Raw genomic sequence first — 20,452 nt, 5'->3', positions numbered from 1 at the left:
GTCGGAAACCGTCTCACCCCGCCAGCGGCGGCGGCACGAAGGCCGAGCCGCGTTCCTCCAGCAGCGCGGCGACCGCCACCGCCATCCGGTCGTTGCCCTCGGCGCAGACGATCTGCACCCCGCGCGGCAGGCCGTCAGGGCCGCGCTCGACCGGCGCCACCGCCGCCGGCAGGTGGGCGAGGCTGGCGAGCGACGACCACAGCAGGAAATCGAGCCACGGCCGCTCCGTGCCGTCGACGCTGAGCGTGCGCTTCGTCAGATCGTCGGTCGTCGGGTGCGGCACCGCCCCCACCGGCGCCGGCGGCAGCAGGATGGCGTCGTAGTCGGCGAAGAACGCCGCCCACGCCCGCTTCATCGCCTGACGCCGGGCGGTGAGCATCAGCCAGTCGCGGAACGACAGCACCACGCCGCGGGTCTGCAGCGCCGCGTGCGAGATCTCGTCGGGCGCGGTGTCGCTGGCCCGCGCGGCGAGCCGGCGCCGGATCAGCTCCGGCAGCTCGGCGGTGAACTGGGCGGCGTTGAGGATGGCGTAGATCTCGTAGCATTCGTCGAGCGACACCGCCGGCCGGGCGATGTTGATGACGGCGCCGGCTTCGGCGAGCCGGCCGGCGGCGACCGAGATGGCGTGCGCCACGCTGAAATCGACTGGGGCGAAGCCGTCGGCGTCCCACAGCGCGATGCGCAGGCCGCGGCCGTCGCGCTGGCGCGGCTCGGGCAGGTCGAGCACGAAGGCGCCCCGCCGGTCGCCCGGCGGCGCCAGCACGTCCAGCACCAGTTCGAGGTCGCGCGCCGAGCGCGCGAGGGGCCCCAGCGCCCACAGATCGAGCTCCGGCAGGTCGGGCGAGGCCGGCGGCACGATGCCCGCGAGCGGCACCACGCCGAAGCTGGTCTTCAGCCCGAACAGGCCGCAGGCGTGCGCCGGCCAGCGGATCGAGCCGCCGAGATCGGAGCCGAGTTCGAAGGCGCTGAAGCCGCAGGCCACCGCCGCCGCCGCGCCGCCCGACGAGCCGCCCGGCGAATAGCCGAGGTCCCACGGATTGGAGGTGCGGCCGAAGATCGGATTGTTGGCGACGAAATCACCGGAATAGGGCGGCACGTTGGTCTTGCCGAGGATCACCGCGCCGGCCGCCCGCAGCCGCGCCACCGCCACCGCGTCATCGTCGGGCACGTAGGCCGACAGCGCCGGCACCCCGCCGGTGGAGCGCATGCCCTTGACCGCGAACGCATCCTTGATGGTGATCGGCAGGCCCTCCAGCGGCCCGGCCCGCCCCTCCGCCCGCCGGCAGTCGCTTCGCTGCGCCGCGGCGCGGGCCCCCTCGGGGTCGCGCGTCACCACCGCATTGAGCCGGCCGTCGAGGGCGCCGATGCGCGCCAGCGCCGCCTCGGTGAGGTCGGCCGCCGACACCTCCCCGGCGGCCAGCCGCGCCAGCAGCACATGCGCCGGCGCGAGCAGATGGGCATCGAGCGTCATGGTGATCTCCGTTGCGCAAGACGGTGAGGCCAGCGACCGCGAAAGCTGGCCGTTGGTACGAGGCCGCGAAGGCGCCCGCGCGAAGCCGGAGGCGTCGTGATGGCAACCCTTTGTTTAGCACCCGCCGGCCGCCGGTTCACTGGTCAAGTCGAAGCGTGATGCGCTTTACAGCCGGCCGTGCGGTGGTGTTGATGCCGGCATGCCGGTCCGTGCCCACGCCATCCGCGCCGTGCTGTTCGACAAGGACGGCACCCTGGTCGATTTCGACGCCACCTGGGGTCCCGCCGGGCTCGCGGTGATGCGGGCGCTGGCGGGCGGGGACGACGACGCGCTGGCCCGCCTGCTCGACGTCGCCGACTACGATCTCGCCGCCCGCCGCTTCCGCCCGACCTCGCCGGTGATCGCCGGCTCCAGCGGCGACTACGGCCCGCAATGGGCCGAGGCGCTGCGGCGGCCGGCCAGCGCGGCGTTCTTCGCCGAGATGGACGCGCTGTTCCTGGCCCATGGCCTCGACTGGGTGGCGCCGGTCGGCGCGCCCGGCCCGGTGCTCGACACGCTGGCCAGCCGCGGCGTGGCGATGGGCATCGCCACCAATGACGGCGAGGCCAGCGCCCGCGCCCAGATGGCGGCGCTCGGCCTCGACCGCCACCTCGCCTTCTATTCGGGCTGGGATTCCGGCCACGGCCGCAAGCCCGGCCCGGGGCCGGTGCAGGCGTTCGCCGAAGCGGTTGGGGTCGCCCCGCACGAGGTCGCCCTGGTCGGCGACTCGCTGCACGATCTGCATGCGGCGCGCGCGGCCGGCGCGCTGGCGGTGGCGGTGCTCACCGGCCCGCGCGGGCTTGCTGCGCGCGACGATCTGGCGCCGTTCGCCGACGTCCTTCTCGCCACGCTCGACCCGCTGCCGGACCTGCTGGCGAAGGCAGGGGCGTGAAACACGTCCGGTTCGTGCCGCCATGCTCGAATCGGCCTAATACGGCTTCCGGGCGATCACGTCGTGATCCCGGAAGCAGGCTCGCCGGAAATCCTTGTTAGAAAACGGGATTTCCGGCGCACGGACTGCGAAGCTCCGGCCCCGAGGGCCGGACTTCGCATCGACCTTCACCATACCGCCGTGCGGGCGGTTTTGCAGGGACAGCCGAGGAACCCACCCCGATGGTCCGACGCAGGGCGCTACCGGTCGAACGCTATTCGCATCTGGCGATCTGGAGCCGGCGGCTGGCGCTGTTCGCGCTGGCGGTGGCGCTGCTCGGCATCGCGCTGTCGCGCCTCAACATCGTCGAGACGCTGGCGGCGCTGGGGGTGTTCGCCGCCGGGGTGGCGGTGGCCGCCGTGGCGGTGCTGGTGGCGCTGGTGGCGCTGGCGGCGATCTGGAACGACGGCTATCGCGGCCTCGCCCAGGCGGTGACCGGGCTTCTCGTCGGGCTCGCCGTGGTGGCCGGGCCGGCGGCGATGGCGGTGGTCGCCTTTGGCCTGCCGGCGATCCACGACATCTCGACCGATCTCGTCGACCCGCCGCGCATCATCGCCGGGGCGGCGGCCCGCCCGCCCGGCGCCAATCCGGCGGCCTATGAGGGCGAGCGGGTGGCGGCGCTGCAGCAGGCCGGCTATCCGGACTTGAAGCCGCTGATCAAGGACTGGACCCCCGAGCAGGCCTTCCAGGCGGCCCGCACGCTGATCGAGAAGCGGCGCTGGCGCATCCTCGACCAGGTGCCGCCGCGGCCCGGCCGCGAGGGCCGCATCGAGGCGGTGGTCCGCACGCTGGTGTTCGGCTTCCGCGACGACGTGGTGGTGCGCATCCGCCCCGCCGCCGAGGGAACGCGCATCGACGTGCGCTCGGCCAGCCGCTACGGCAGGCACGACATCGGCGCCAATGCCCGCCGGATCAAGGCCTTGCTCGCCGATCTCGACGACTGGGAGCCGCCCCGGCGCTGACGCGTCTGCAGCAATTCCTTAGTTATTGACATATATGGATTTTCAGATGGCGCTGGGTAACCGGCCGCTGCGCCTGCGGTTGTATGGGGCCCTTTGCCCTCGCTGACGAACCGGCAGGATGCTATGTGAAAAGACCATGTTGATCATCGAACTCGGCTTTGTCGTCGCCCTGATCGTCCTCAACGGCCTGCTGGCGATGTCCGAACTGGCCGTGGTGTCCTCCCGTCCGGCGCGCCTGCGCATGATGGCCGAGCGGGGGGTCGCCGGCGCCGAGCGCGCCCTGCTGCTGGCCTCCGACCCCGGCAAGTTCCTGTCCACCGTCCAGATCGGCATCACGCTGGTCGGCGTGCTGTCGGGCGCCTTCTCCGGCGCCACCATCGGCCTGCGCCTCACCGACGCGCTGGCCGATCTCGGCGTGCCCAAGGGCGTCGCCGATGCGCTGGGCGTCGGCATCGTCGTCGCCATCATCACCTATGGCTCGCTGATCATCGGCGAGCTGGTGCCCAAGCAGCTGGCCCTGTCCAATCCCGAGGCGATGGCCGCCCGCGTCGCCCCGGCGATGAACGTCCTGGCCCTGATCTCCTCGCCGGTGGTGGCGCTGCTCAACATGTCGGGCAAGGCGGTGCTGCGGCTGCTCGGCCACGACAGCGAGATCGTCGAGCGCATCACCGAGGAGGAGATCAAGTCGCTGATCGCCGAGGCGGAGACTGCCGGCGTGCTGGAGCCCGGCGAGCGGCAGATGATCGCGGCGGTGATGCGGCTGGGCGACCGGCCGGTGCGGGCGGTGATGACGCCGCGCACCGAGGTCGACATGATCGACCTGCGCGACGACATCGACACCATCCGCGCCGAGATCATGGCCAGCGGCCATTCGCGCCTGCCGGTGCATGACGGCTCGCCGGACGGCGTGCTCGGCGTCATCCAGGCCAAGGATCTGGTCGACGCCTATCTGGCCGGCAAGCCGCTCGACCTGCGCGCGCTGATCCGCGAGGCGCCGGTGATCCCCGAGACCGCCGACGCGCTGGCGGTGGTCGAGCTGCTGGGCCAGTCGCCACTGCATATCGGGCTGGTGCACGACGAGTACGGCCACTTCCAGGGCGTGGTCACCAATGCCGACATCCTGGAATCGATCGTCGGCTCGCTGCAGACGGAGACCGGCGGCCCGGCCGAGCCGAACGTGGTGCGGCGCGAGGACGGCTCCTATCTGATCTCCGGCACCATGCCGATCGACGAGTTGAGCGACCTGATCGGCCTGCCGCTGCCGGACACGCGCGACTATCACACCCTCGCCGGCTTCCTGCTCGACCGCTTCGGCCACCTGCCCGGCGTCGGCGAGCATGTCGACGCCAATGGCTGGCGCTTCGAGGTGGTCGATCTCGACGGCCGCCGCATCGACAAGGCGATGGTCTCGCGCGTCCCCAAGCGCCACCGCGCGGCGTGACCAAGCGTCACCGCGCGGCGTGATGCGGTTTCCGGCCCGAAGGGATCCTCCGGAAACCGTATGCCGGCGACCCCGGGCTTAAGCGCCCCCGCCCCCTGTGATATGCGGCATGCCATGACCCAGCTTTCCATCGCCATATTGCCCGAATCGCCCGAGGACGCCCCGGCCGTCGAACGGCTGAACGATCACGCCTTCGGCCCCGGCCGCTATGTGCGCGCCGCCTTCCGCCTGCGCGAGGGCGTGCCCCACGTCGCCGGGGCGTCGTTCATTGCCCGAGTCGGCACGCTGCTGGTGGGCTCGGTGCGGCTGTCGCCGATCACCATCGGCGAGGCGCCGGCGCTGGTGCTGGGGCCGCTCACCGTCGATCCCGACTTCCGTTCGCGCGGCATCGGCGGCGCGCTGGTTCGACGCGCGCTCGATGCCTCGCGCGCCCTCGGCCACCGGCTGGTGCTGCTGGTCGGCGACGAGCCCTATTATGCCAAGCTCGGCTTCAAGCGGGTGCCGCGCGGCCGGGTGATCATGCCCGGACCGGTGGACAAGGACCGCATCCTGATCGCCGAGCTTGAGGACGGCGCCTTCGAGGGCGTCGAGGGGCCGGCGCGGCCGGGGTATGGGGCCGTCGCGGCGTAATTAAAATGCCAAAATGACGCCTTCAGGACTTCTCAGCTTAAGGCGTTGAGCTGTTTTTGCTGTTGGTCTCTTGCCTACTTATTTGAGCTTGTTTCATTCAGAGCGCGATTGAGCAGAAATCCCAGGGCGCCCCGTGCTTGGTCAAAACTCAAGGGCCTTACAGGGCGTTCATTTTTCTTGGGAGCGTGGCGGTGCCAGTTTGCCGTCTGTTTTAACAGTCTGGCCTGACTCTCAGGCCCGGCCCACTCAAAGAAAGCCTGCTCTGACCCAAATCTTCGAATCAGGCACTCAAGAGATTTATATAGATCAAACCAGTCGGAGGCTCGCCCGAAGAATATAAGAGCATCTTCAAGAAGCTCGTCCTTATGTATTTTTGATATCCAATTCTGAACAGTGCTGGGCTGCGGCTTTTGGGTTACGAAATTTCCATCCCTGTCAATGACTGTTGCTGTGGCGCGAGCTTTTACACGCAACCCTTCGTGGATCTCGGCAAATATGGTTCGGTTAACATTACCATCTCGGAACGCAGCAGCACCGCCGAATTCAACCCTCCCGCTATTTTGATCGAGCGACAACGCCCCGTTAAGCGTGTCAATCAGTGCTGCGGCCTTGGTCTTAAGATCCTCTGCATTATCAATAGAATCAAACGTCGATGATCTAAGTATGAAGTCGTTCTGGACTCGCTCAACACAAGGGTCAAATCCATTTCCTAGGCAGAGAGCCCAGTCTTCAATATCACTTTGCTTCCCGCCGAGTATCGCTCCCCAGCCATCTTTATACATGTATTATGCTCCACAATTGAAAAATGAAGGGCGCCCGCGCTACCGCCCCTCCCGCACCCACGCGGCGGTGAAGGCGGCGAGCAGCAGCAGCAGGCCGGCGAGGCCCGCCAGCACCGGGAATAGCGTGAGCCCGGTCACCGTATGGGCGTCGCGGGTCCGGAGGCCGATCCAGTCATTGCCGGCGAAGCGGTCCGTGCCGCGGATCGCCAGCACGCGCGGCAGCTCGACGCGATCCTTGGCGGCGATGCGGATCACCCCGCCGCCGGTGGCCTTGGCGATCGGCGCCAGCACCTCGGTGGTGCTGGTGACCTCGGACACCTCGCGCGGATTGATCGGCCCGACATTGACCAGCGCCGACAGCGTGCCGTCATTCGCCCGCCACAGGCCGAGCTCGCGCGCCTCCACCTCGGCGCGCCAGATGCCGGGCTCGGCGCTGGTCAGCGTCACCGTGCGGGTCTGGCCGGAGGGCGAGGTCAGCGTCACCGGCGGCACGGTGTCGGTCATGCTCTGGCGCTCGACCAAGAGGCCGCGGCCGCGCACCAGCAGGCGCAGCCGCTCCTCCTCCAGCTCGGGCTCCTTCATCAGCCAGTGCGACAGCCGGCGCAGCAGGTCGAGGTGCGGCCCGCCGCCCTCGAAGCCCCGCGCCCACAGCCAGATGTGGTCGGACAGGATCAGCGCCACCCGGCCCTCGCCCTCGCGCGCCAGCACCAGCACCGGCCGCTCCTCCGGCGCGCCGAGCAGGGTCGCCGCCCCCGGCGTGGCGTGGGTGTCGACCACCCGGAAGAACCGGCTCCAGCGCGGCGGATCGAACGACGCGCCGTCGAGCGAGCGCGTCACCGGGTGGCGGCGGCCGGCCTCGGTGAGGCGGGCGTGGAACGGCTTCTCGGTGACGTTGCCGGTGGGCTCGGCCGGCAGCACGCCTTCGAGCGGCGTGCGGAAGATCGAATCCGAGCTCGCGTAATCCGGCCCCGCCGCCACCAGCACCGCGCCGCCGCCCCGCACATAGCGGGCGATGTTCTCGAAATACAAAAGCGGCAGCACGCCCTGCTGGGTGTAGCGGTCGAAGATGATGAGGTCGAAATCGCCGATCTTCTGCTGGAACAGCTCGCGCGTCGGAAAGGCGATCAGCGACAGCTCGTTGATCGGCGTGCCGTCCTGCTTCTCCGGCGGGCGCAGGATGGTGAAGTGGATGAGATCGACCGCGGCGTCGGACTTCAGCAGGTTGCGCCATGTGCGCTCGCCGGCATGCGGCTCGCCGGAGACCAGCAGCACGCGCAGCTTCTCGCGCACGCCGTCGATGGCGATGGCGGCGCGGTTGTTGAGCGGCGTCAGCTCGCCCTCGATCGGCGTCGCCTCGATCTCGACGATGTTCGGCCCGGCATGGGTGATCTCGACCGGGACGCGCATCACCTCGCCGGCGGTCGCCGTCAGCATGCCGATCAGGTCGCCGTCGCGGCGGACGGTGACGGTGGCCCGCCCGCCCGGCGCCGTGCCCTCGTCCTCGACGCGGAAGGCGACGGTCTGCGACTGGCCGACGATGCCGAAGCGCGGCGTCTGCACCAGGGCGATGCGGCGGTCGCGCTCGCCGGCGCGGCCGGTGACCAGCGCGTGCAGCGGCGCCTGGAAACCGAGCGCCGAGGCCTGCGCCGGCACGTCGTGCACGCGGCCGTCGGTGATCAGGATGGCGCCGGCGATGCGCTCGGGCGGCACGTCGGCGAGCCCGCTTTCCAGCGCCTCGAACAGCCGCGTGCCGTCGCTCTCGCCATCACCCTCGCCGCCGTCGATCCAGCGCACCTCGGTGTTGGGAAGCCGCGCGAGGCGCTCGGCAAGCTCGGCGCGCGCGGCCTCGGTCTCGGCGCGGCGTTCGCCGAAATTCTGGCTCGGGCTCCTGTCGACCACCACCGCCACCACCGCCGGCAGCGGCTCGCGCTCCTCGTGGGTCAGCGCCGGATTGGCGAGCGCCAGCACCGCGAGACCGAGCGCCAGCGCCCGGAACGCCGCGCCGCGCGTGCGGCTCGCGACAAGCAGCAGCGCCACGATGCCGGCTGCCGCGATGGCGGCATAAAGCCAGGGCAGCGGCACCAGCGGCGAGAAGGCGATGCCCAGATTCATTCAGCGCGCCTCATTCGGTTTCCAGGCGATTGGCCCGGCTCCTTTCTTCCCTCTCCCCTTGCGGGAGAGGGTGGCGAGGACTGAGCAACGCGAAGTCCGAGCCGGGTGAGGGGGGCATGCGGGTTCACGTTTCAAATTCACCCCTCACCCGCCCTCGCTTCGCTCGGGCACCCTCTCCCGCAAGGGGAGAGGGAAAGAGCGCGCGGCGCCCGGCCGACGTGTATTCCGATCCGATCGCCGCGAAACATCGTCATTGCCCCAGCCGTTCCAGCAGCGCCGGGATGTGGACCTGATCGGCCTTGTAGCTGCCGGTCAGCACATACATCACGATGTTGACGCCGACGCGGTAGGCGAACTCGCGCTGGCGCAGATCGCCCGGCACCAGCGGCAGCATCGGCTCGCCGCTGCGCTCGATCGCCCAGGCGCCGGCCAGATCGTTCGAGGTGATGAGGATCGGCGACACGCCGTCGCCCGAGCGCGCGGGCCGCGCATCCTCGTCGCCGCTCGCCGCCGGCAGCGCCTCCACCCACAGCTGGCCGGAGGCGTAGCGGCCGGGAAAGTCGCGCAGGATGTAGAACGACTTGGTCAGCACGTGATCGCGCGGCACCGGCTCCAGCGCCGGAATGTCGAGCGCCGACAGGATGGTGCGCAGCCCGGCCATGCCCGGCGTCGCGGCGCCGCGCTCCAATGGCGCCGCCTCCAGCGCATCGCGCGTGTCGAACAGGATGGTGCCGCCGTTCTTCATGAAGGCGTCGATGCGCGCCAAAGTCTCCGGCGACGGCGCCCGTACCCCCGGCACCACCGGCCAGTAGAGCAGCGGAAAGAACGCCAATTCGTCGCGCGCCGGATCGACGCCGATCGGCTCGGCCGATTCCAGCGCCGTGCGCTGGGCGAGGAAGCGCGACAGCCCCTCCAGCCCGGCGCGCGAGATGCGGTCGACCTCGGCATCGCCGGTAACGACATAAGCGAGCCGCGTCTTGGCCGCGGCGTGCAGCGCGAACTCATCGACCGATGGCGGCGGCGGCGCGGCCTTCGCCCCTTGCGCCTTGACGTCGCCGGCACCGAGCGCGAGCGCCGCCGCGATCAGCACCGCGACGCCCGAGGCCCGCCGCGCCGCGCCGAGCCGCGCCAGCCCGCCGGCCATCGCCAGCACGATCAGCGCATCGAGCAGGAACAGGCCGAAGGCCAAAGCCAGCACGTGCCGGCGCAGGTCGATCGGATCGCCGGCCCGATAGGCCTCGACCGTCGCATCGAGCGGCGCGAGATCGAGCGGCGCGAGGCGGTCCTGCGGCGCCAGCGTGTTGACCGCCACCAGCGCCTCGGCGACGCCGTAGAAGCCCGGCGGATTGTCCGGCGTGCCGCGGCCGCGGAAGCCGGCCGGCAAGGGCTTCGCCGCCGCACCGGGCGGCTGGAAGGCGCCGAAACCGTCGAGCAGGCGGGCGGGCGGCACCGTGCCGGCGGCGGTGGCGCCGGCCTCGCCGGTGGCAGCCGCCGTGCCCGCGCCCTTGGCGGGGCCGGCACCGGAGCCGGCGAGCGCCACGATCCGCCGCAGCATCTCGACGAAGGTGCCCGACAGCGGCAGGTCCGACCATGAGGTGTCGGCCGCGACATGGAACAGCACGACGACGCCCTTGCCGTGCCTGCTGCCGGTGACCAGCGGCGTGCCGTCGGTCAGCGCCGCCCAGGTGCGCTCAAACAGCAGGCCATCGGGCTCGGCCAGCACCTGCCGGGTGATGGTGACGTCTGAGGGCACCGCAAGGCCAGCGAACGGCCCCTCCTTGGCGAAGCCGCCGATCTTCTGGGGCTGCTCCCAGGAGAGCTTGCCGCCCAGCACCCGCCCGCCGGGGCGCAGCCGCACCGGCAGCAGCTCGTCGGCACCGGCCGCGAGCCGCGGGCCGGCGAAGCGCACCAGGATGCCGCCGGCCTCGACCCAGCGGATCAGCGCGTCGCGCGCCTCGCCGGTGAGGGTGCCGACATCGGCCATCACGATCAGCGGCAGGCCCATGTCGATGAAGCGGTCCACCGCCTCGCTCGGCGAGGTGCGCTCGGCGAGGCGCACATCGGCGAACGGCTCGATGGCGCGGCCGAGATAGAAACCGCCGGCCAGCAGCGGCTGGGCGGTGTCGGCGGTCGAGCCGGTGACGATGCCGACCGTGCGCCGCCGCCAGCGCTCGTCGAGCAGCTGCACCGCGCCGGAGGAACGCTCGCCCACGATCTCCAGCCGGGCGATGTCGTTCCGGATCTCGATCGGCAGGTCGAAGGTGGCGGTGGCCTCCAGCGCCCCGTCCGCGAACGCGAACACCGCCTGGCCGAGCGGCAGGCCCTTCAGATCCACCGCCCGCACGATGCCGGACGCCTCGCCCGCAGCGCTGGCGCGCAGCACGGTGACGCTGAGGCCGGCGCCGGAATTGGCGGCGGCCGCCAGCGCCCGGGCCGGCGGCAGCCCGCCGGCCAGCACGGTGACCGGCCGCCCCTCGGCAAGGCGGCCGAGCGCGGTGACGAAGGCCGCGCCGTCGCCGGTGTCGGCGGCATCCGACAGCCACACCAGCCCGGCCTCGCCGGCCGAAGAGAGAAGTTTTTCGAGCCCCGGAAGGATCACCCGGCGGTCGGGCGTGAACGGCTGCGGCTTCAACGCCCGCAGGCGCACCCGCGCCTCGCTCGGCGTGCGGATCGAGACGTCGCGCAGCGGCTCGGCGGTTGGCACCACGGCGATGCCGCGCCCGCCCGCCTCGGCCTCGGTGATCGCGGCTTCGGCCGCCGCCATGCGCCGCTCCCAGCTTGCGGCGGCCGTCCAGCCATTGTCGATCAGCAGCACCAGCGGACCGGCCGCCTCGCGGGTGGCCGGCGGCGGGTTCCACACCGGGCCGGCGGCGGCGAGGATCACCAGCGCGGCGAGCAGCAGGCGCAGCAGCAGGAGCCACCACGGCGAGCGCGCCGGGGTCTCCTCCTTCGGCTCGACATCGAGCAGCAGGCGGGCCGGCGGAAAGGCGACGCGGCGCGGCCGCGGCGGCACGAAGCGCAACAGCCACCACAGCAGCGGCAGCGCGGCGAGCGCGAAGAGGAGTGCGGGCGAGGCGAAGGCGAGCGGCAGCATCAGGCGGGCTCCGCCGGCTCAAAGCTCGCGCTGCGGCGATTGGCGACCGGACGGCCCTCGCCCATGCGGGCGTGCAGCGCCAGCAGCAGCTCGGTCGCCGGCCGGTCGGTGCGGTGGATGGCGAAGGTCCAGCCGTGCGCCAGCGCCATGGCCTTCAGCCCCTCGCGATGGGCGGCGAGGCGGGTCTGATAGTCCTGGCGCCAGCTCTCGGCGCGGCCGGCGGTGATGGTCAGGCCCGCCTCCTCCTCGTGGAACTCGACGCGGCCGGCATAGGGGAAGGTTTCCTCGGCCGGATCGACGATCTGCACCAGATGGCCATGCAGGCCCTGGGCGGCAAGGCGGTCGACGGTCGCGGCGATGCTGTCGAGCGGCTCCCACAGGTCGGACAGGATCACGGCCTCGGACAGCGGCTGCGCGGCGAACGGCGGCGGCAGGCTCTCGGCGCCGTCGCCGGCATGCAGCAGCGCGTCGGCCATGCGCTCAATGACGTTGCGGCTGGCGGTGGGGCGCATCGTGCCGGGCATGCCGACCCGCTCGCCGCCGCGCACCAGGAGGTCGGCGAGCGCGAACGCCACCACCAGCGCCCGCTCGCCCTTGGTCTGAGCGATCCCCTTCGAGGCGAAGGCCATCGAGCGCGAGCGGTCGGGCCAGATCCACACGGTGTGGGCGGCCTCCCATTCCTGCTCGCGCACATAGAGATGATCGTCGCGCGCCGAGCGCCGCCAGTCGATCCGCAGCGCCGGCTCGCCATCGGCGAAGCGGCGGTATTGCCAGAAATTTTCGCCCGAGCCGGCGCGGCGGCGGCCGTGCAGGCCGTGCACCACGGTCTGGGCGATGCGGCGGGCCTCCAGCACGAGGCGCGGCAGGCTTGCGGCCAGCCCCACCGCCTCCTGGACGGCCGGGCGCAGCGCGGCATCGAAGCGTGTCGCGCCGGTCATCCGATCCTTGCTTTCAGCTTGGCGATGACCCCGGCCACCGTCTCGCCCTCGGCGCGGGCCTGGAAGGTGAGCGCCATGCGGTGCTTGAGGATCGGCTCGGCCAGCGCCAGCACGTCATCGACCGAGGGGGCGAAGCGGCCGTCGAGCAGGGCGCGGGCGCGCACCGCCAGCATCAGCGCCTGCGAGGCGCGCGGCCCCGGCCCCCAGGCGATGGCGGATCCGAGCGGCGAGCCGCCCTCGCCGCCCGGCCGGGCTGAGCGCACGAGGTCGAGCACCGCATTCACCACCGACTCGCCGGCCGGCAGGCGGCGGACGAGGCGCTGCGCCGCCATCAGGTCCTCGGCGGTCATCGCCGCGTGCGCCCGCGCCTCCTCGGCGCCGGTGGTCTCGAACAGGATGCGCCGCTCGGCCTCGCGGTCGGGATAGTCGACGTCGATCTGCATCAGGAAGCGGTCGAGCTGGGCCTCGGGCAGCGGATAGGTGCCCTCCTGCTCCAGCGGGTTCTGGGTGGCGAGCACGTGGAAGGGCTTCGGCAAATCGTGGCGCTGGCCAGCGATGGTGACGTGATATTCCTGCATCGCCTGCAGCAGCGCCGACTGGGTGCGCGGGCTGGCGCGGTTGATCTCGTCGGCCATCAAGAGCTGGGCGAACACCGGCCCCGAGATGAAGCGGAACGACCGCTTGCCGGTGGCGCTCTCCTCCAGCACCTCCGAGCCCAGAATGTCGGAGGGCATCAAATCGGGCGTGAACTGCACGCGCCTTGCATCGAGCCCGAGCACGAGACCCAGCGTATCGACGAGCTTGGTCTTGGCGAGGCCCGGCACGCCGACCAGGAGCGCGTGGCCGCCCGACAGGATGGTGATCAGCGCCTGCTCGACCACCGTCTCCTGGCCGAAGATCACCTGGCCGATGGCGGCGCGGGCTGAGCGCACATGGTTGGCCGTGCTTTCGGCGGCACGCACCACCAGGGCATCCAGGCTTTCGGTCGTCTCCGCCGGCATCGGCATCATCTCCGCTTGTCGCAGGCTGGGCAAAGGGCGCCCCGCCGTCGATCCCCAGGGTTCCAGACTACGTTATCCGTGAATGCGGTCGAAGCTGCCATGCGGGGATCACGTTGTCGCGAGAAAGGTGAAGCAGATACAGGTGAAGCAGATAGATAGAATGACCATGACACGGATGACGGAACCAGGGAAACCGCCGCCGCAGCCTTGCGATGCCCCTGCCCCCGGCGGGCTGGAGGCGCTGATGCGCGCGGCCGGCGCCGCCAAGGGGCCGCCGCCGCTCGAGGCGTGGTCGCCGCCCGACTGCGGCGACATCGACATGCGCATCGGCCGCGACGGCACCTGGTTCTACCAGGGCTCGCCGATCGGCCGGCCGGCGCTGGTGAAGCTGTTCGCCGCCATCCTCAAGCGCGAGGGCGAGCGCTATGTTCTGGTGACGCCCGCCGAGAAATGCGGGATCACGGTCGAGGATTCGCCCTTCCTGGCGGTCGAGATGGCAATGGACGACGGCAACGGCCCGCGCACCTTGGTGTTCCGCACCAATGTCGACGACGTGGTGCGCTGCGGCCCGGAGCATCCATTGCGCTTCGAGACCGGGGCGAGCGGCGGCCTGAAGCCCTACCTGCACGTGCGCCGCGGCCTGTGGGCGCGCCTGACCCGGCCGCTGTTCTACGACCTCGTGGCGCTGGGCGAGGAGCAGATGGTCGAAGGCCGGGCGATGTTCGGCATCGCCTCGGGCGGCGGCTTCTTTGCGATGGCGCCGACCTCCGAGATCGCGGAGTTGATGTGAGCGATATTGACCTGAGAGAAGCCGACCCGCTGGCCGATTTCCTGGCGCGGGTCGAGACCCGGCTTCATCCGCTGCCGGTGGGCGCGGACCATGCCGAGCCGGCGGCGATCCGCGGCGACCACGACCTCGACCCGTCGATGGCCATGCCCCCCGGCAGCCCGCCGCCGCGCCCGGCCGCCGTGCTGGTGCCGGTGATCGCCCGCCCCGAGCCGACCGTGCTGCTCACCCAGCGCTCGGCGGCGCTGCCCGAGCACCCGGGCCAGATCGCCTTCCCCGGCGGCAAGATCGACCCGGCCGACCAAACCCCGATCGCCACGGCGCTGCGCGAGGCCGAGGAGGAGATCGGGCTCGACCCTGCCCGCGTCGCGCCGTTGGGGCTGCTCGACACCTATCTGTCGCGCACCGGCTTTCGCATCCTGCCGGTGGTGGCGGTGGTGCGGCCGCCCTTCGATCTCATGATCAACCCGCACGAGGTGGACGAGGCGTTCGAGGTGCCGCTCGCCTTCCTGATGGAGCCGGCGCACCACCTGCAGCATTCGCGCCTGTGGAAAGGCCGGGAGCGTACCTACTACGCCATGCCGTTCGGCGACCGCTATATCTGGGGCGTCACCGCCGGGATTCTCCGCAACCTCTGGGAACGGGTCTATCGCTGATGCTCCGCACCTTTCTCATCCAGGCCGGGCTGTTCCTCGCCCCGTTCGCGGCCTACGCGATCTATCTCGCCATTCGCCGCCGGCCGCTGCGCTCCGCCGAGAGCTGGACCGTGCCGGTGCTGGTGTGGTGCGGCGGGCTGGCGGTGATCCTGACCGTGACCGGCCTGCTGCTGCTCACCCAGTTCGAGCGCGCGCCCGCCGGCTCGACCTACATTCCGCCCCACATCGAGGATGGCCGGGTGGTGCCGGGCCAGTTCCGATGACCGGTTCCACCGCCCTCGTCCCCTCGCTGGCCGGTGCCGCCTGGCTGTTCGACGGGCCGCCGGCCCGGGTGCTGGCGGTGCTCGACCGCGACGGCGAGGAGGCGCGGGTGGTCGGCGGTGCGGTCCGCAACGCCCTGATGGGCCAGCCGCCCGGCGACATCGACATCGCCACCACCGCCACCCCGGACGAGGTGATGCGCCGCGCCCTCGCCGCCGGGCTGAAGCCGGTGCCGACCGGGCTCGACCACGGCACGGTGACGGTGGTGGCCGATGGCGTCGGCATCGAGGTGACGACGCTGCGCCAGGATGTCGAGACCGACGGACGGCGCGCCGTGGTCGCCTTCGGCCGCGACTGGGAGGCCGATGCGCGGCGCCGCGACTTCACCATCAACGCCTTCTCGGCCGACCGCACCGGCCACGTCTATGACCCGATCGGCGGCTTCGACGATCTGGCGCGGCGCCGGGTGCGGTTCATCGGCGATCCCGTCACCCGCATCCGCGAGGACTATCTGCGCATCCTGCGCTTCTTCCGCTTCCACGCCGGCTATGGGGTGGGCGCGCCGGACGCTGCCGGCCTCCACGCCTGCCTCGCCGAGCGGGCGGGTCTCGCAAAACTGTCGCGCGAGCGCATCCGGCTGGAGCTGATGAAGCTGTTCAAGGCGCCGGACGCCGGGCCGACATTGCAGGTGATGGCCGAGACCGGGCTGATCCATGCCGTGCTCGGCGGCATCGCCACGCCGATCCCCTTCGCCCGCCTCGCCGCCATCGAGGCGGCGCAGGGCCTCGCCCCCGATCCGGTGCGGCGGCTGGCGGTGCTGGCGGTGCGCATCGAGGAGGACGCGGCCCGCCTGCACGACCGGCTGCGCCTCGCCAATGACGAGACAAGGCGGCTGACGCGGATCGCCGCGCACTGGCGTCACGCCATCGCGATGACCGTCGAGGAGGCGCGCACGCTTCTCTACCGGCTGGGGGCGCCGGACTATCGCGACGTCGTGCTTGCCGCCCTCGCAATGTCGGGCGATGCCGCCGACGCGCCTTCGTGGGCGGACCGGCTCGACCTGCCGCAGCGCTGGACGCCACAGCCCTGCCCGATCAAGGCCGCCGACCTGATGGCCCGCGGCCTGAAGCCCGGCCCCGTTTTGGGGCAGGCGCTGGCGCAGGCCGAGGCGGCCTGGATCGCCGCAGGCTTCCCCATGGCGCCGGACGCGATCGCCCGCATCATCGATGCGACGGTGGGGCTGGGCTGCCCGGAGTGACGGGGCGGCGGAGCGGCTCGGCCCCTCCTCCCCACTCCCACCCTTGAAGCTGCCGGCGATCGCGACGATCCCCCGCCTCTGCAGCGGGTTCAGTCTTCCTCTTCTTCCTCCTCGGCGTCCTCGATCTCGACATGGACGAGCAGCGCCGGCGCAAAATCATAGGTACGGAATTCGCCAATCTCATCGGCGAAATACACGCACTGGATGGCATTCTTCTCAACACTGCTGACGGTCAGCAGCGGGCCGCCCGATTTGAGCTGGGCGATATCACCGATCTCGAACTTCATGACAATCTCTCCTAGTCGTCTATTCTGGCAGTCCATTCCGGCAGTCAACAGCGCAGCCACCCTGTCACCACTCGACGGCCGGCTCGCGACGGCCGGTCCCGGCCGCGCGCCGGCCGGGACGAATCGGCACCATGGGCGTTCGCCGCCGATGCTGTTCGCCATCGCGCCGGCAGGCAAGGGCGAAACTTGACCGTGCCCACCTTGACCGTGCGAACCTTGACCCTGCGAACCTTGGCCGTCCCGGCCTCACGGCCACGCCACCATCGGCGGCATCGACGACAGGATGGCGTCGACATTGCCGCCGGTCTTCAGCCCGAACAGCGTGCCGCGGTCGTAGAGCAGGTTGAACTCGACGTAGCGGCCGCGCCGCTGAAGCTGCTCGGCCCGCTCGGCCCCGCTCCAGCGGGTCGCCCAGTTGGCGCGCACGATCGGCGGATAGGCTGAGAGAAACGCCTCGCCGACCCGGCGCACGAAGGCGAAATCGGCCTCCCAGTCGCCATTGTCGAGCCAGTCGAAGAAGATCCCGCCGACGCCGCGCGGCTCGTTGCGGTGCTTGAGGAAGAAATAGTCGTCGCACCACATCTTGAACTTGTCGTAGTTCGCCACCCCGGCGTGGCGCTCGCAGGCTTGGCGCATGGCGGCATGGAAGGCGCGGGTGTCGGGGTCGTCCTGGCTGCGCCGGCCGGCCAGCATCGGCGTCAGGTCCGCCCCGCCGCCGAACCACGACTTCGCCGTGACCACGAAGCGCGTGTTCATGTGGGCGGTCGGCACGTGCGGATTGGCGGGATGGGCGATCAGCGACAGGCCCGAGGCCCAGAACCGCGGATCGGCCTCCGCCCCCGGGATCTCGGAGCGGAATTCCGGCGAGAACTCGCCGAACACGGTCGAGACATGGACGCCGACCTTCTCGAACACCCGCCCGCGCAGGATCGACATCACCCCGCCGCCGCCCGGCGCGCCGGAATGGTCGGTGCGCGCCCACGGCGTGCGCTCGAACCGCCCCGGCCGCGCGCCCTCGGCGGCGAACGGCCCCGGCGCCTCCTGTTCGAGATCCTCGAATGCGAGGCAGATGCGATCGCGCAATTCCTCGAACCACGCCTTCGCGCGCTCTTTTCGCGCTTCCGTCTCGGTTGCGTCGACAGCCATCGCCGGTCTCCCGATCTTCTCAATGTGATGCTTAAGCCGGAGCGGCCGGCCGTCAACGCCCGGCGCCGGGGGGCGGGAAGCCGCCGGTCTGGCGCAGCGCCTCGGTGAGCGCCATCGCCGCCGCCACCGCGACGTTAAGCGAGCGCACGCCGTTCACCATCGGAATGGTCAGCCGCGCATCGGCGGCCGCGTGCACGTGCTCGGGCGCGCCGGCGGACTCGCGGCCGAACAGCAGCACGTCGCTGCCTGCAAAGCTGAAGTCGAGAAATGAACGATCTGCCGTCGTGGTAAACAGCACGAGGCGGCGGCCCGCCGCCCGGCGCCAGTCCTCGAACGCGGAAAACGAGGCGTGGCGGGTGATCGCGGCGAGATCGAGATAGTCCATGCCGGCGCGCAGGAAGGCGCGGTCGGTGGTGGGAAAGCCGGCCGGCTCGATGATGGCGAGCGGCACGCCGAGGCAGGCGCAAAGCCGCGCCAGCGTGCCGGCGTTCTGCGGAATGTCGGGCTGAAAAAGGGCAATGTGCAAGAAATTTGAGCGCTGTTGGCGTTGTCCACTTCGGAATGAACCCGCGTTGCGACAGGTGTCAAACAATGTTGACGGTGGTCCGACCACGCCCTCTAGACAAGGTCGGCACGCGGTGCCATGAGAAATTTGCCGGAGCGGGCAATGTCGGACTTTAACGTTCGGCAGGGCCGACCATGCTTTCGGCGATAGAGCTCGTGGGGGCGCGAGTCTCGGAGTGAGCGGAGCGCGCAACGCGTCCGCGTAGCGATCAGACCGACCAGCTCGGACAGACCGAAAGGACATACCGTGGCCAGTTCCGATACGGCCGAATCCACTCGCCGGGATTTCCTCTACGTCGCGACCGCCGCCATGGGGGCAGTCGGCGTAGCGGCAGTGGCTTGGCCCTTCATTCATCAGATGAATCCGGACGCTGCAACGATCGCGGCCGGGGCACCGATCGACCTTGATCTTTCGCCGGTGGCGGAAGGCCAGATCATCCGCGTGTTCTGGCGCGGCAAGCCGATCTTCGTGCGTCACCGCACGCCCAAGGAGATCGCCGACGAGCAGGCGGTCGACCCCGCCACGCTGATCGATCCGGCGCCCGACAGCGCCCGCGTCAAGCCCGGCAAGGAGCAGTGGCTGGTCGTCTATGCAAGCTGCACGCATCTGGGCTGCATTCCGCTCGGCCATCAGGGCGATTGGGGCGGCTGGTTCTGCCCGTGCCACGGCTCGGCCTACGACACCGCCGGCCGCGTTCGCCGGGGACCGGCGCCGCTGAACCTGCCGCTGCCGCCCTACGAATTCGTCGATAACACCAAGATCCGCATCGGCGCGGGTGCCAGCGCCTGAAACACGCGCGAGACGAGGTGAGAGTCCAAGCCATGAGCGGACATTCGAGTTATCAGCCCCGCACGGGGATCGAGCGCTGGCTCGACACGCGCCTGCCGATCGTACGCATGGTGTACGATCAGTTCGTCGCGTTTCCGGTGCCGAAGAACATCAACTACGCCTACGCCTTCGGCGCCATTCTCGCGGTCTTCCTGATCGTGCAGATCGTGAGCGGCGTGGTGCTGGCGATGCACTACATCCCGCATGAAAAGATGGCGTTCGCGTCAATCGAACACATCATGCGCGACGTCAACTTCGGTTGGCTGATCCGCTACATCCACATGAACGGCGCGTCGTTCTTCTTCTTCGCCGTCTATGTGCACACCTTCCGCGGCATGTATTACGGCTCGTACAAGGAGCCGCGCGAGATCCTGTGGATCCTCGGCGTCATCATCCTGATCCTGATGATGGCCACCGCCTTCATGGGCTACGTGCTGCCGTGGGGCCAGATGAGCTTCTGGGGCGCCACCGTCATCACCAACCTGTTCTCGGCCATCCCCTATGTCGGCGATCCGATCGTGACGTGGCTGTGGGGCGGCTATGCGGTCGGCAACCCGACGCTCACCCGCTTCTACTCGCTGCACTATCTGCTGCCGTTCGTCATCGTCGGCGTGGTCATCCTCCACGTCTGGGCGCTGCACGTCACCGGCCAGACCAATCCGGACAATGTCGACCCCAAGACGCCGGACGACACCGTCCGCTTCACGCCGTTCGCGCTGACCAAGGACGCGGTGGCGATCGGCGTGTGCTTCATCGCCTTCGCCTGGTTCGTGTTCTACGTGCCGAACTATCTCGGCCACGCCGACAACTACATCCCGGCCAATCCGGGCGTGACGCCGGCGCACATCGTGCCGGAATGGTACCTGCTGCCGTTCTACGCCATCCTGCGCGCCGTGCCCGATAAGCTCGGCGGCGTGATCGCGATGTTCGGCGCGCTGATCGTGCTGATGTTCCTGCCGTGGCTCGACGGCTCGAAGGTCAAGTCGGCGGCCTACCGTCCGTGGTACCGGGTGTTCTTCTGGATCTTCGTGGCGGACTGCATCTTCCTCGGCTGGCTCGGCGCCAAGCCGCCGGAAGGCATCTTCCCGACGCTCTCCCAGGTGGCCACGGTCTGGTACTTCGCCCACTTCTTCATCATCATTCCGGCGCTCGGCTATTTCGAAAAGCCGAAACCGCTGCCGGAGTCGATCAGCGAAGCGGTGAGGCTCCGCCACGAGCGGCCAAGCCTCTACGCCCGGCTGATGAATCGCTGAGCGGAGCGGG

19 protein-coding genes are annotated in these 20,452 nt (G+C 70.4%); 10 read left to right on the top strand and 9 right to left on the bottom strand.

The annotated features are described in order from the left end of the window. Positions 1–13: 13 nt before the first annotated feature. Positions 14–1,471: an amidase gene (locus BLTE_RS02235; RefSeq protein ID WP_126397229.1), complete on the bottom strand. Its 1,458-nt coding sequence runs from the start codon at positions 1,469–1,471 to the stop codon at positions 14–16. Positions 1,472–1,670: 199 nt separating this feature from the next. Here BLTE_RS02235 and BLTE_RS02230 point away from each other — a divergent pair, with 199 nt between their 5' ends. The 4 genes from BLTE_RS02230 to BLTE_RS02215 all read left to right on the top strand — a co-directional run bounded on the left by BLTE_RS02230 (position 1,671) and on the right by BLTE_RS02215 (position 5,474). Then, entirely contained in the window at positions 1,671–2,402 is a 732-nt protein-coding gene (locus BLTE_RS02230; RefSeq protein ID WP_126397227.1) for an HAD family hydrolase, read from the top strand. A gap of 221 nt (positions 2,403–2,623) precedes the next feature. Further along, complete coding sequence (locus tag BLTE_RS02225; protein WP_126397225.1) at positions 2,624–3,403, top strand: DUF1499 domain-containing protein; 780 nt, start codon at positions 2,624–2,626, stop codon at positions 3,401–3,403. Between the two features lie 136 nt (positions 3,404–3,539). After that, positions 3,540–4,844: a hemolysin family protein gene (locus BLTE_RS02220; RefSeq protein ID WP_126397223.1), complete on the top strand. Its 1,305-nt coding sequence runs from the start codon at positions 3,540–3,542 to the stop codon at positions 4,842–4,844. Between the two features lie 114 nt (positions 4,845–4,958). Further along, positions 4,959–5,474, top strand: a complete 516-nt coding sequence (locus tag BLTE_RS02215) for a GNAT family N-acetyltransferase (RefSeq protein WP_126397221.1) — start codon at positions 4,959–4,961, stop codon at positions 5,472–5,474. 74 nt (positions 5,475–5,548) lie between these two features. On the opposite strand, the gene BLTE_RS02210 is transcribed toward BLTE_RS02215, so the two are convergent. From BLTE_RS02210 to BLTE_RS02190, 5 genes are all read right to left on the bottom strand, one after another. Next, the gene (locus tag BLTE_RS02210; RefSeq protein ID WP_126397219.1) at positions 5,549–6,256 is read right to left on the bottom strand and encodes a hypothetical protein; all 708 of its coding nucleotides are present in this window, start codon (positions 6,254–6,256) and stop codon (positions 5,549–5,551) included. Positions 6,257–6,295: 39 nt separating this feature from the next. Beyond that, positions 6,296–8,368 (bottom strand): hypothetical protein, encoded by a 2,073-nt coding sequence (locus tag BLTE_RS02205; protein ID WP_126397217.1) that lies wholly within the window; start codon positions 8,366–8,368, stop codon positions 6,296–6,298. A gap of 250 nt (positions 8,369–8,618) precedes the next feature. Further along, a complete protein-coding gene (locus BLTE_RS02200; RefSeq protein WP_126397215.1) occupies positions 8,619–11,462 on the bottom strand; it encodes a DUF4159 domain-containing protein in 2,844 nt (947 codons plus the stop codon). Continuing rightward, positions 11,462–12,400, bottom strand: a complete 939-nt coding sequence (locus tag BLTE_RS02195; RefSeq protein ID WP_126397213.1) for a DUF58 domain-containing protein — start codon at positions 12,398–12,400, stop codon at positions 11,462–11,464. The genes BLTE_RS02200 and BLTE_RS02195 overlap by 1 nt, the downstream gene beginning before the upstream one ends. Continuing rightward, on the bottom strand, positions 12,397–13,401 hold the full coding sequence (locus BLTE_RS02190) for an AAA family ATPase (RefSeq protein WP_126397211.1): 1,005 nt from the start codon (positions 13,399–13,401) through the stop codon (positions 12,397–12,399). The genes BLTE_RS02195 and BLTE_RS02190 overlap by 4 nt, the downstream gene beginning before the upstream one ends. Before the next feature lie 166 nt (positions 13,402–13,567). Here BLTE_RS02190 and BLTE_RS02185 point away from each other — a divergent pair, with 166 nt between their 5' ends. Genes BLTE_RS02185 through BLTE_RS02170 form a run of 4 tightly spaced genes read left to right on the top strand, consistent with a single transcriptional unit; the run spans position 13,568 to position 16,363 of the window. After that, positions 13,568–14,191 carry a DUF1285 domain-containing protein gene (locus BLTE_RS02185; RefSeq protein WP_483189280.1) on the top strand — a complete coding sequence of 208 codons (624 nt, stop codon included), beginning with the start codon at positions 13,568–13,570 and terminating at the stop codon, positions 14,189–14,191. Further along, complete coding sequence (locus BLTE_RS02180) at positions 14,188–14,844, top strand: CoA pyrophosphatase (protein WP_244600080.1); 657 nt, start codon at positions 14,188–14,190, stop codon at positions 14,842–14,844. Before BLTE_RS02185 ends, BLTE_RS02180 begins: the two co-directional genes overlap by 4 nt. Next, positions 14,844–15,107 (top strand): DUF6111 family protein, encoded by a 264-nt coding sequence (locus BLTE_RS02175; protein ID WP_126397209.1) that lies wholly within the window; start codon positions 14,844–14,846, stop codon positions 15,105–15,107. Before BLTE_RS02180 ends, BLTE_RS02175 begins: the two co-directional genes overlap by 1 nt. Next, on the top strand, positions 15,104–16,363 hold the full coding sequence (locus BLTE_RS02170) for a CCA tRNA nucleotidyltransferase (protein WP_126397207.1): 1,260 nt from the start codon (positions 15,104–15,106) through the stop codon (positions 16,361–16,363). Before BLTE_RS02175 ends, BLTE_RS02170 begins: the two co-directional genes overlap by 4 nt. A gap of 89 nt (positions 16,364–16,452) precedes the next feature. On the opposite strand, the gene BLTE_RS17955 is transcribed toward BLTE_RS02170, so the two are convergent. The 3 genes from BLTE_RS17955 to BLTE_RS18365 form a co-directional block, all read right to left on the bottom strand. Then, positions 16,453–16,650 carry a YodC family protein gene (locus BLTE_RS17955; protein WP_160140484.1) on the bottom strand — a complete coding sequence of 66 codons (198 nt, stop codon included), beginning with the start codon at positions 16,648–16,650 and terminating at the stop codon, positions 16,453–16,455. A gap of 246 nt (positions 16,651–16,896) precedes the next feature. Beyond that, positions 16,897–17,796, bottom strand: coding sequence for an oxygen-dependent coproporphyrinogen oxidase (gene hemF, locus BLTE_RS02160; protein ID WP_126397180.1), 900 nt, complete (start codon positions 17,794–17,796; stop codon positions 16,897–16,899). A gap of 52 nt (positions 17,797–17,848) precedes the next feature. Next, on the bottom strand, positions 17,849–18,322 hold the full coding sequence (locus BLTE_RS18365) for a tRNA (cytidine(34)-2'-O)-methyltransferase (RefSeq protein ID WP_197723257.1): 474 nt from the start codon (positions 18,320–18,322) through the stop codon (positions 17,849–17,851). Between the two features lie 285 nt (positions 18,323–18,607). Between BLTE_RS18365 and petA the strand changes: the two genes are divergently transcribed. Next, positions 18,608–19,150: a ubiquinol-cytochrome c reductase iron-sulfur subunit gene (petA, locus tag BLTE_RS02150; RefSeq protein WP_126397176.1), complete on the top strand. Its 543-nt coding sequence runs from the start codon at positions 18,608–18,610 to the stop codon at positions 19,148–19,150. Positions 19,151–19,182: 32 nt separating this feature from the next. Then, positions 19,183–20,442, top strand: a complete 1,260-nt coding sequence (locus tag BLTE_RS02145) for a cytochrome b (RefSeq protein WP_126397174.1) — start codon at positions 19,183–19,185, stop codon at positions 20,440–20,442. Positions 20,443–20,452: the final 10 nt, after the last annotated feature.

This window comes from Blastochloris tepida (assembly GCF_003966715.1).
Taxonomy (GTDB): domain Bacteria; phylum Pseudomonadota; class Alphaproteobacteria; order Rhizobiales; family Xanthobacteraceae; genus Blastochloris; species Blastochloris tepida.
This window is presented reverse-complemented; position numbering and strand designations above follow the sequence as displayed.

Bases quoted from the DNA above. Each gene is read 5' to 3' on its own strand.
- BLTE_RS02235 (WP_126397229.1), bottom strand. From the start codon at position 1,471: ATGACGCTCGATGCCCATCTGCTCGCGCCGGCGCATGTGCTGCTGGCG.
- BLTE_RS02230 (WP_126397227.1), top strand. From the start codon at position 1,671: ATGCCGGTCCGTGCCCACGCCATCCGCGCCGTGCTGTTCGACAAGGAC.
- BLTE_RS02225 (WP_126397225.1), top strand. From the start codon at position 2,624: ATGGTCCGACGCAGGGCGCTACCGGTCGAACGCTATTCGCATCTGGCG.
- BLTE_RS02220 (WP_126397223.1), top strand. From the start codon at position 3,540: ATGTTGATCATCGAACTCGGCTTTGTCGTCGCCCTGATCGTCCTCAAC.
- BLTE_RS02215 (WP_126397221.1), top strand. From the start codon at position 4,959: ATGACCCAGCTTTCCATCGCCATATTGCCCGAATCGCCCGAGGACGCC.
- BLTE_RS02210 (WP_126397219.1), bottom strand. From the start codon at position 6,256: ATGTATAAAGATGGCTGGGGAGCGATACTCGGCGGGAAGCAAAGTGAT.
- BLTE_RS02205 (WP_126397217.1), bottom strand. From the start codon at position 8,368: ATGAATCTGGGCATCGCCTTCTCGCCGCTGGTGCCGCTGCCCTGGCTT.
- BLTE_RS02200 (WP_126397215.1), bottom strand. From the start codon at position 11,462: ATGCTGCCGCTCGCCTTCGCCTCGCCCGCACTCCTCTTCGCGCTCGCC.
- BLTE_RS02195 (WP_126397213.1), bottom strand. From the start codon at position 12,400: ATGACCGGCGCGACACGCTTCGATGCCGCGCTGCGCCCGGCCGTCCAG.
- BLTE_RS02190 (WP_126397211.1), bottom strand. From the start codon at position 13,401: ATGCCGGCGGAGACGACCGAAAGCCTGGATGCCCTGGTGGTGCGTGCC.
- BLTE_RS02185 (WP_483189280.1), top strand. From the start codon at position 13,568: ATGACACGGATGACGGAACCAGGGAAACCGCCGCCGCAGCCTTGCGAT.
- BLTE_RS02175 (WP_126397209.1), top strand. From the start codon at position 14,844: ATGCTCCGCACCTTTCTCATCCAGGCCGGGCTGTTCCTCGCCCCGTTC.
- BLTE_RS02170 (WP_126397207.1), top strand. From the start codon at position 15,104: ATGACCGGTTCCACCGCCCTCGTCCCCTCGCTGGCCGGTGCCGCCTGG.
- BLTE_RS17955 (WP_160140484.1), bottom strand. From the start codon at position 16,650: ATGAAGTTCGAGATCGGTGATATCGCCCAGCTCAAATCGGGCGGCCCG.
- hemF (WP_126397180.1), bottom strand. From the start codon at position 17,796: ATGGCTGTCGACGCAACCGAGACGGAAGCGCGAAAAGAGCGCGCGAAG.
- BLTE_RS02145 (WP_126397174.1), top strand. From the start codon at position 19,183: ATGAGCGGACATTCGAGTTATCAGCCCCGCACGGGGATCGAGCGCTGG.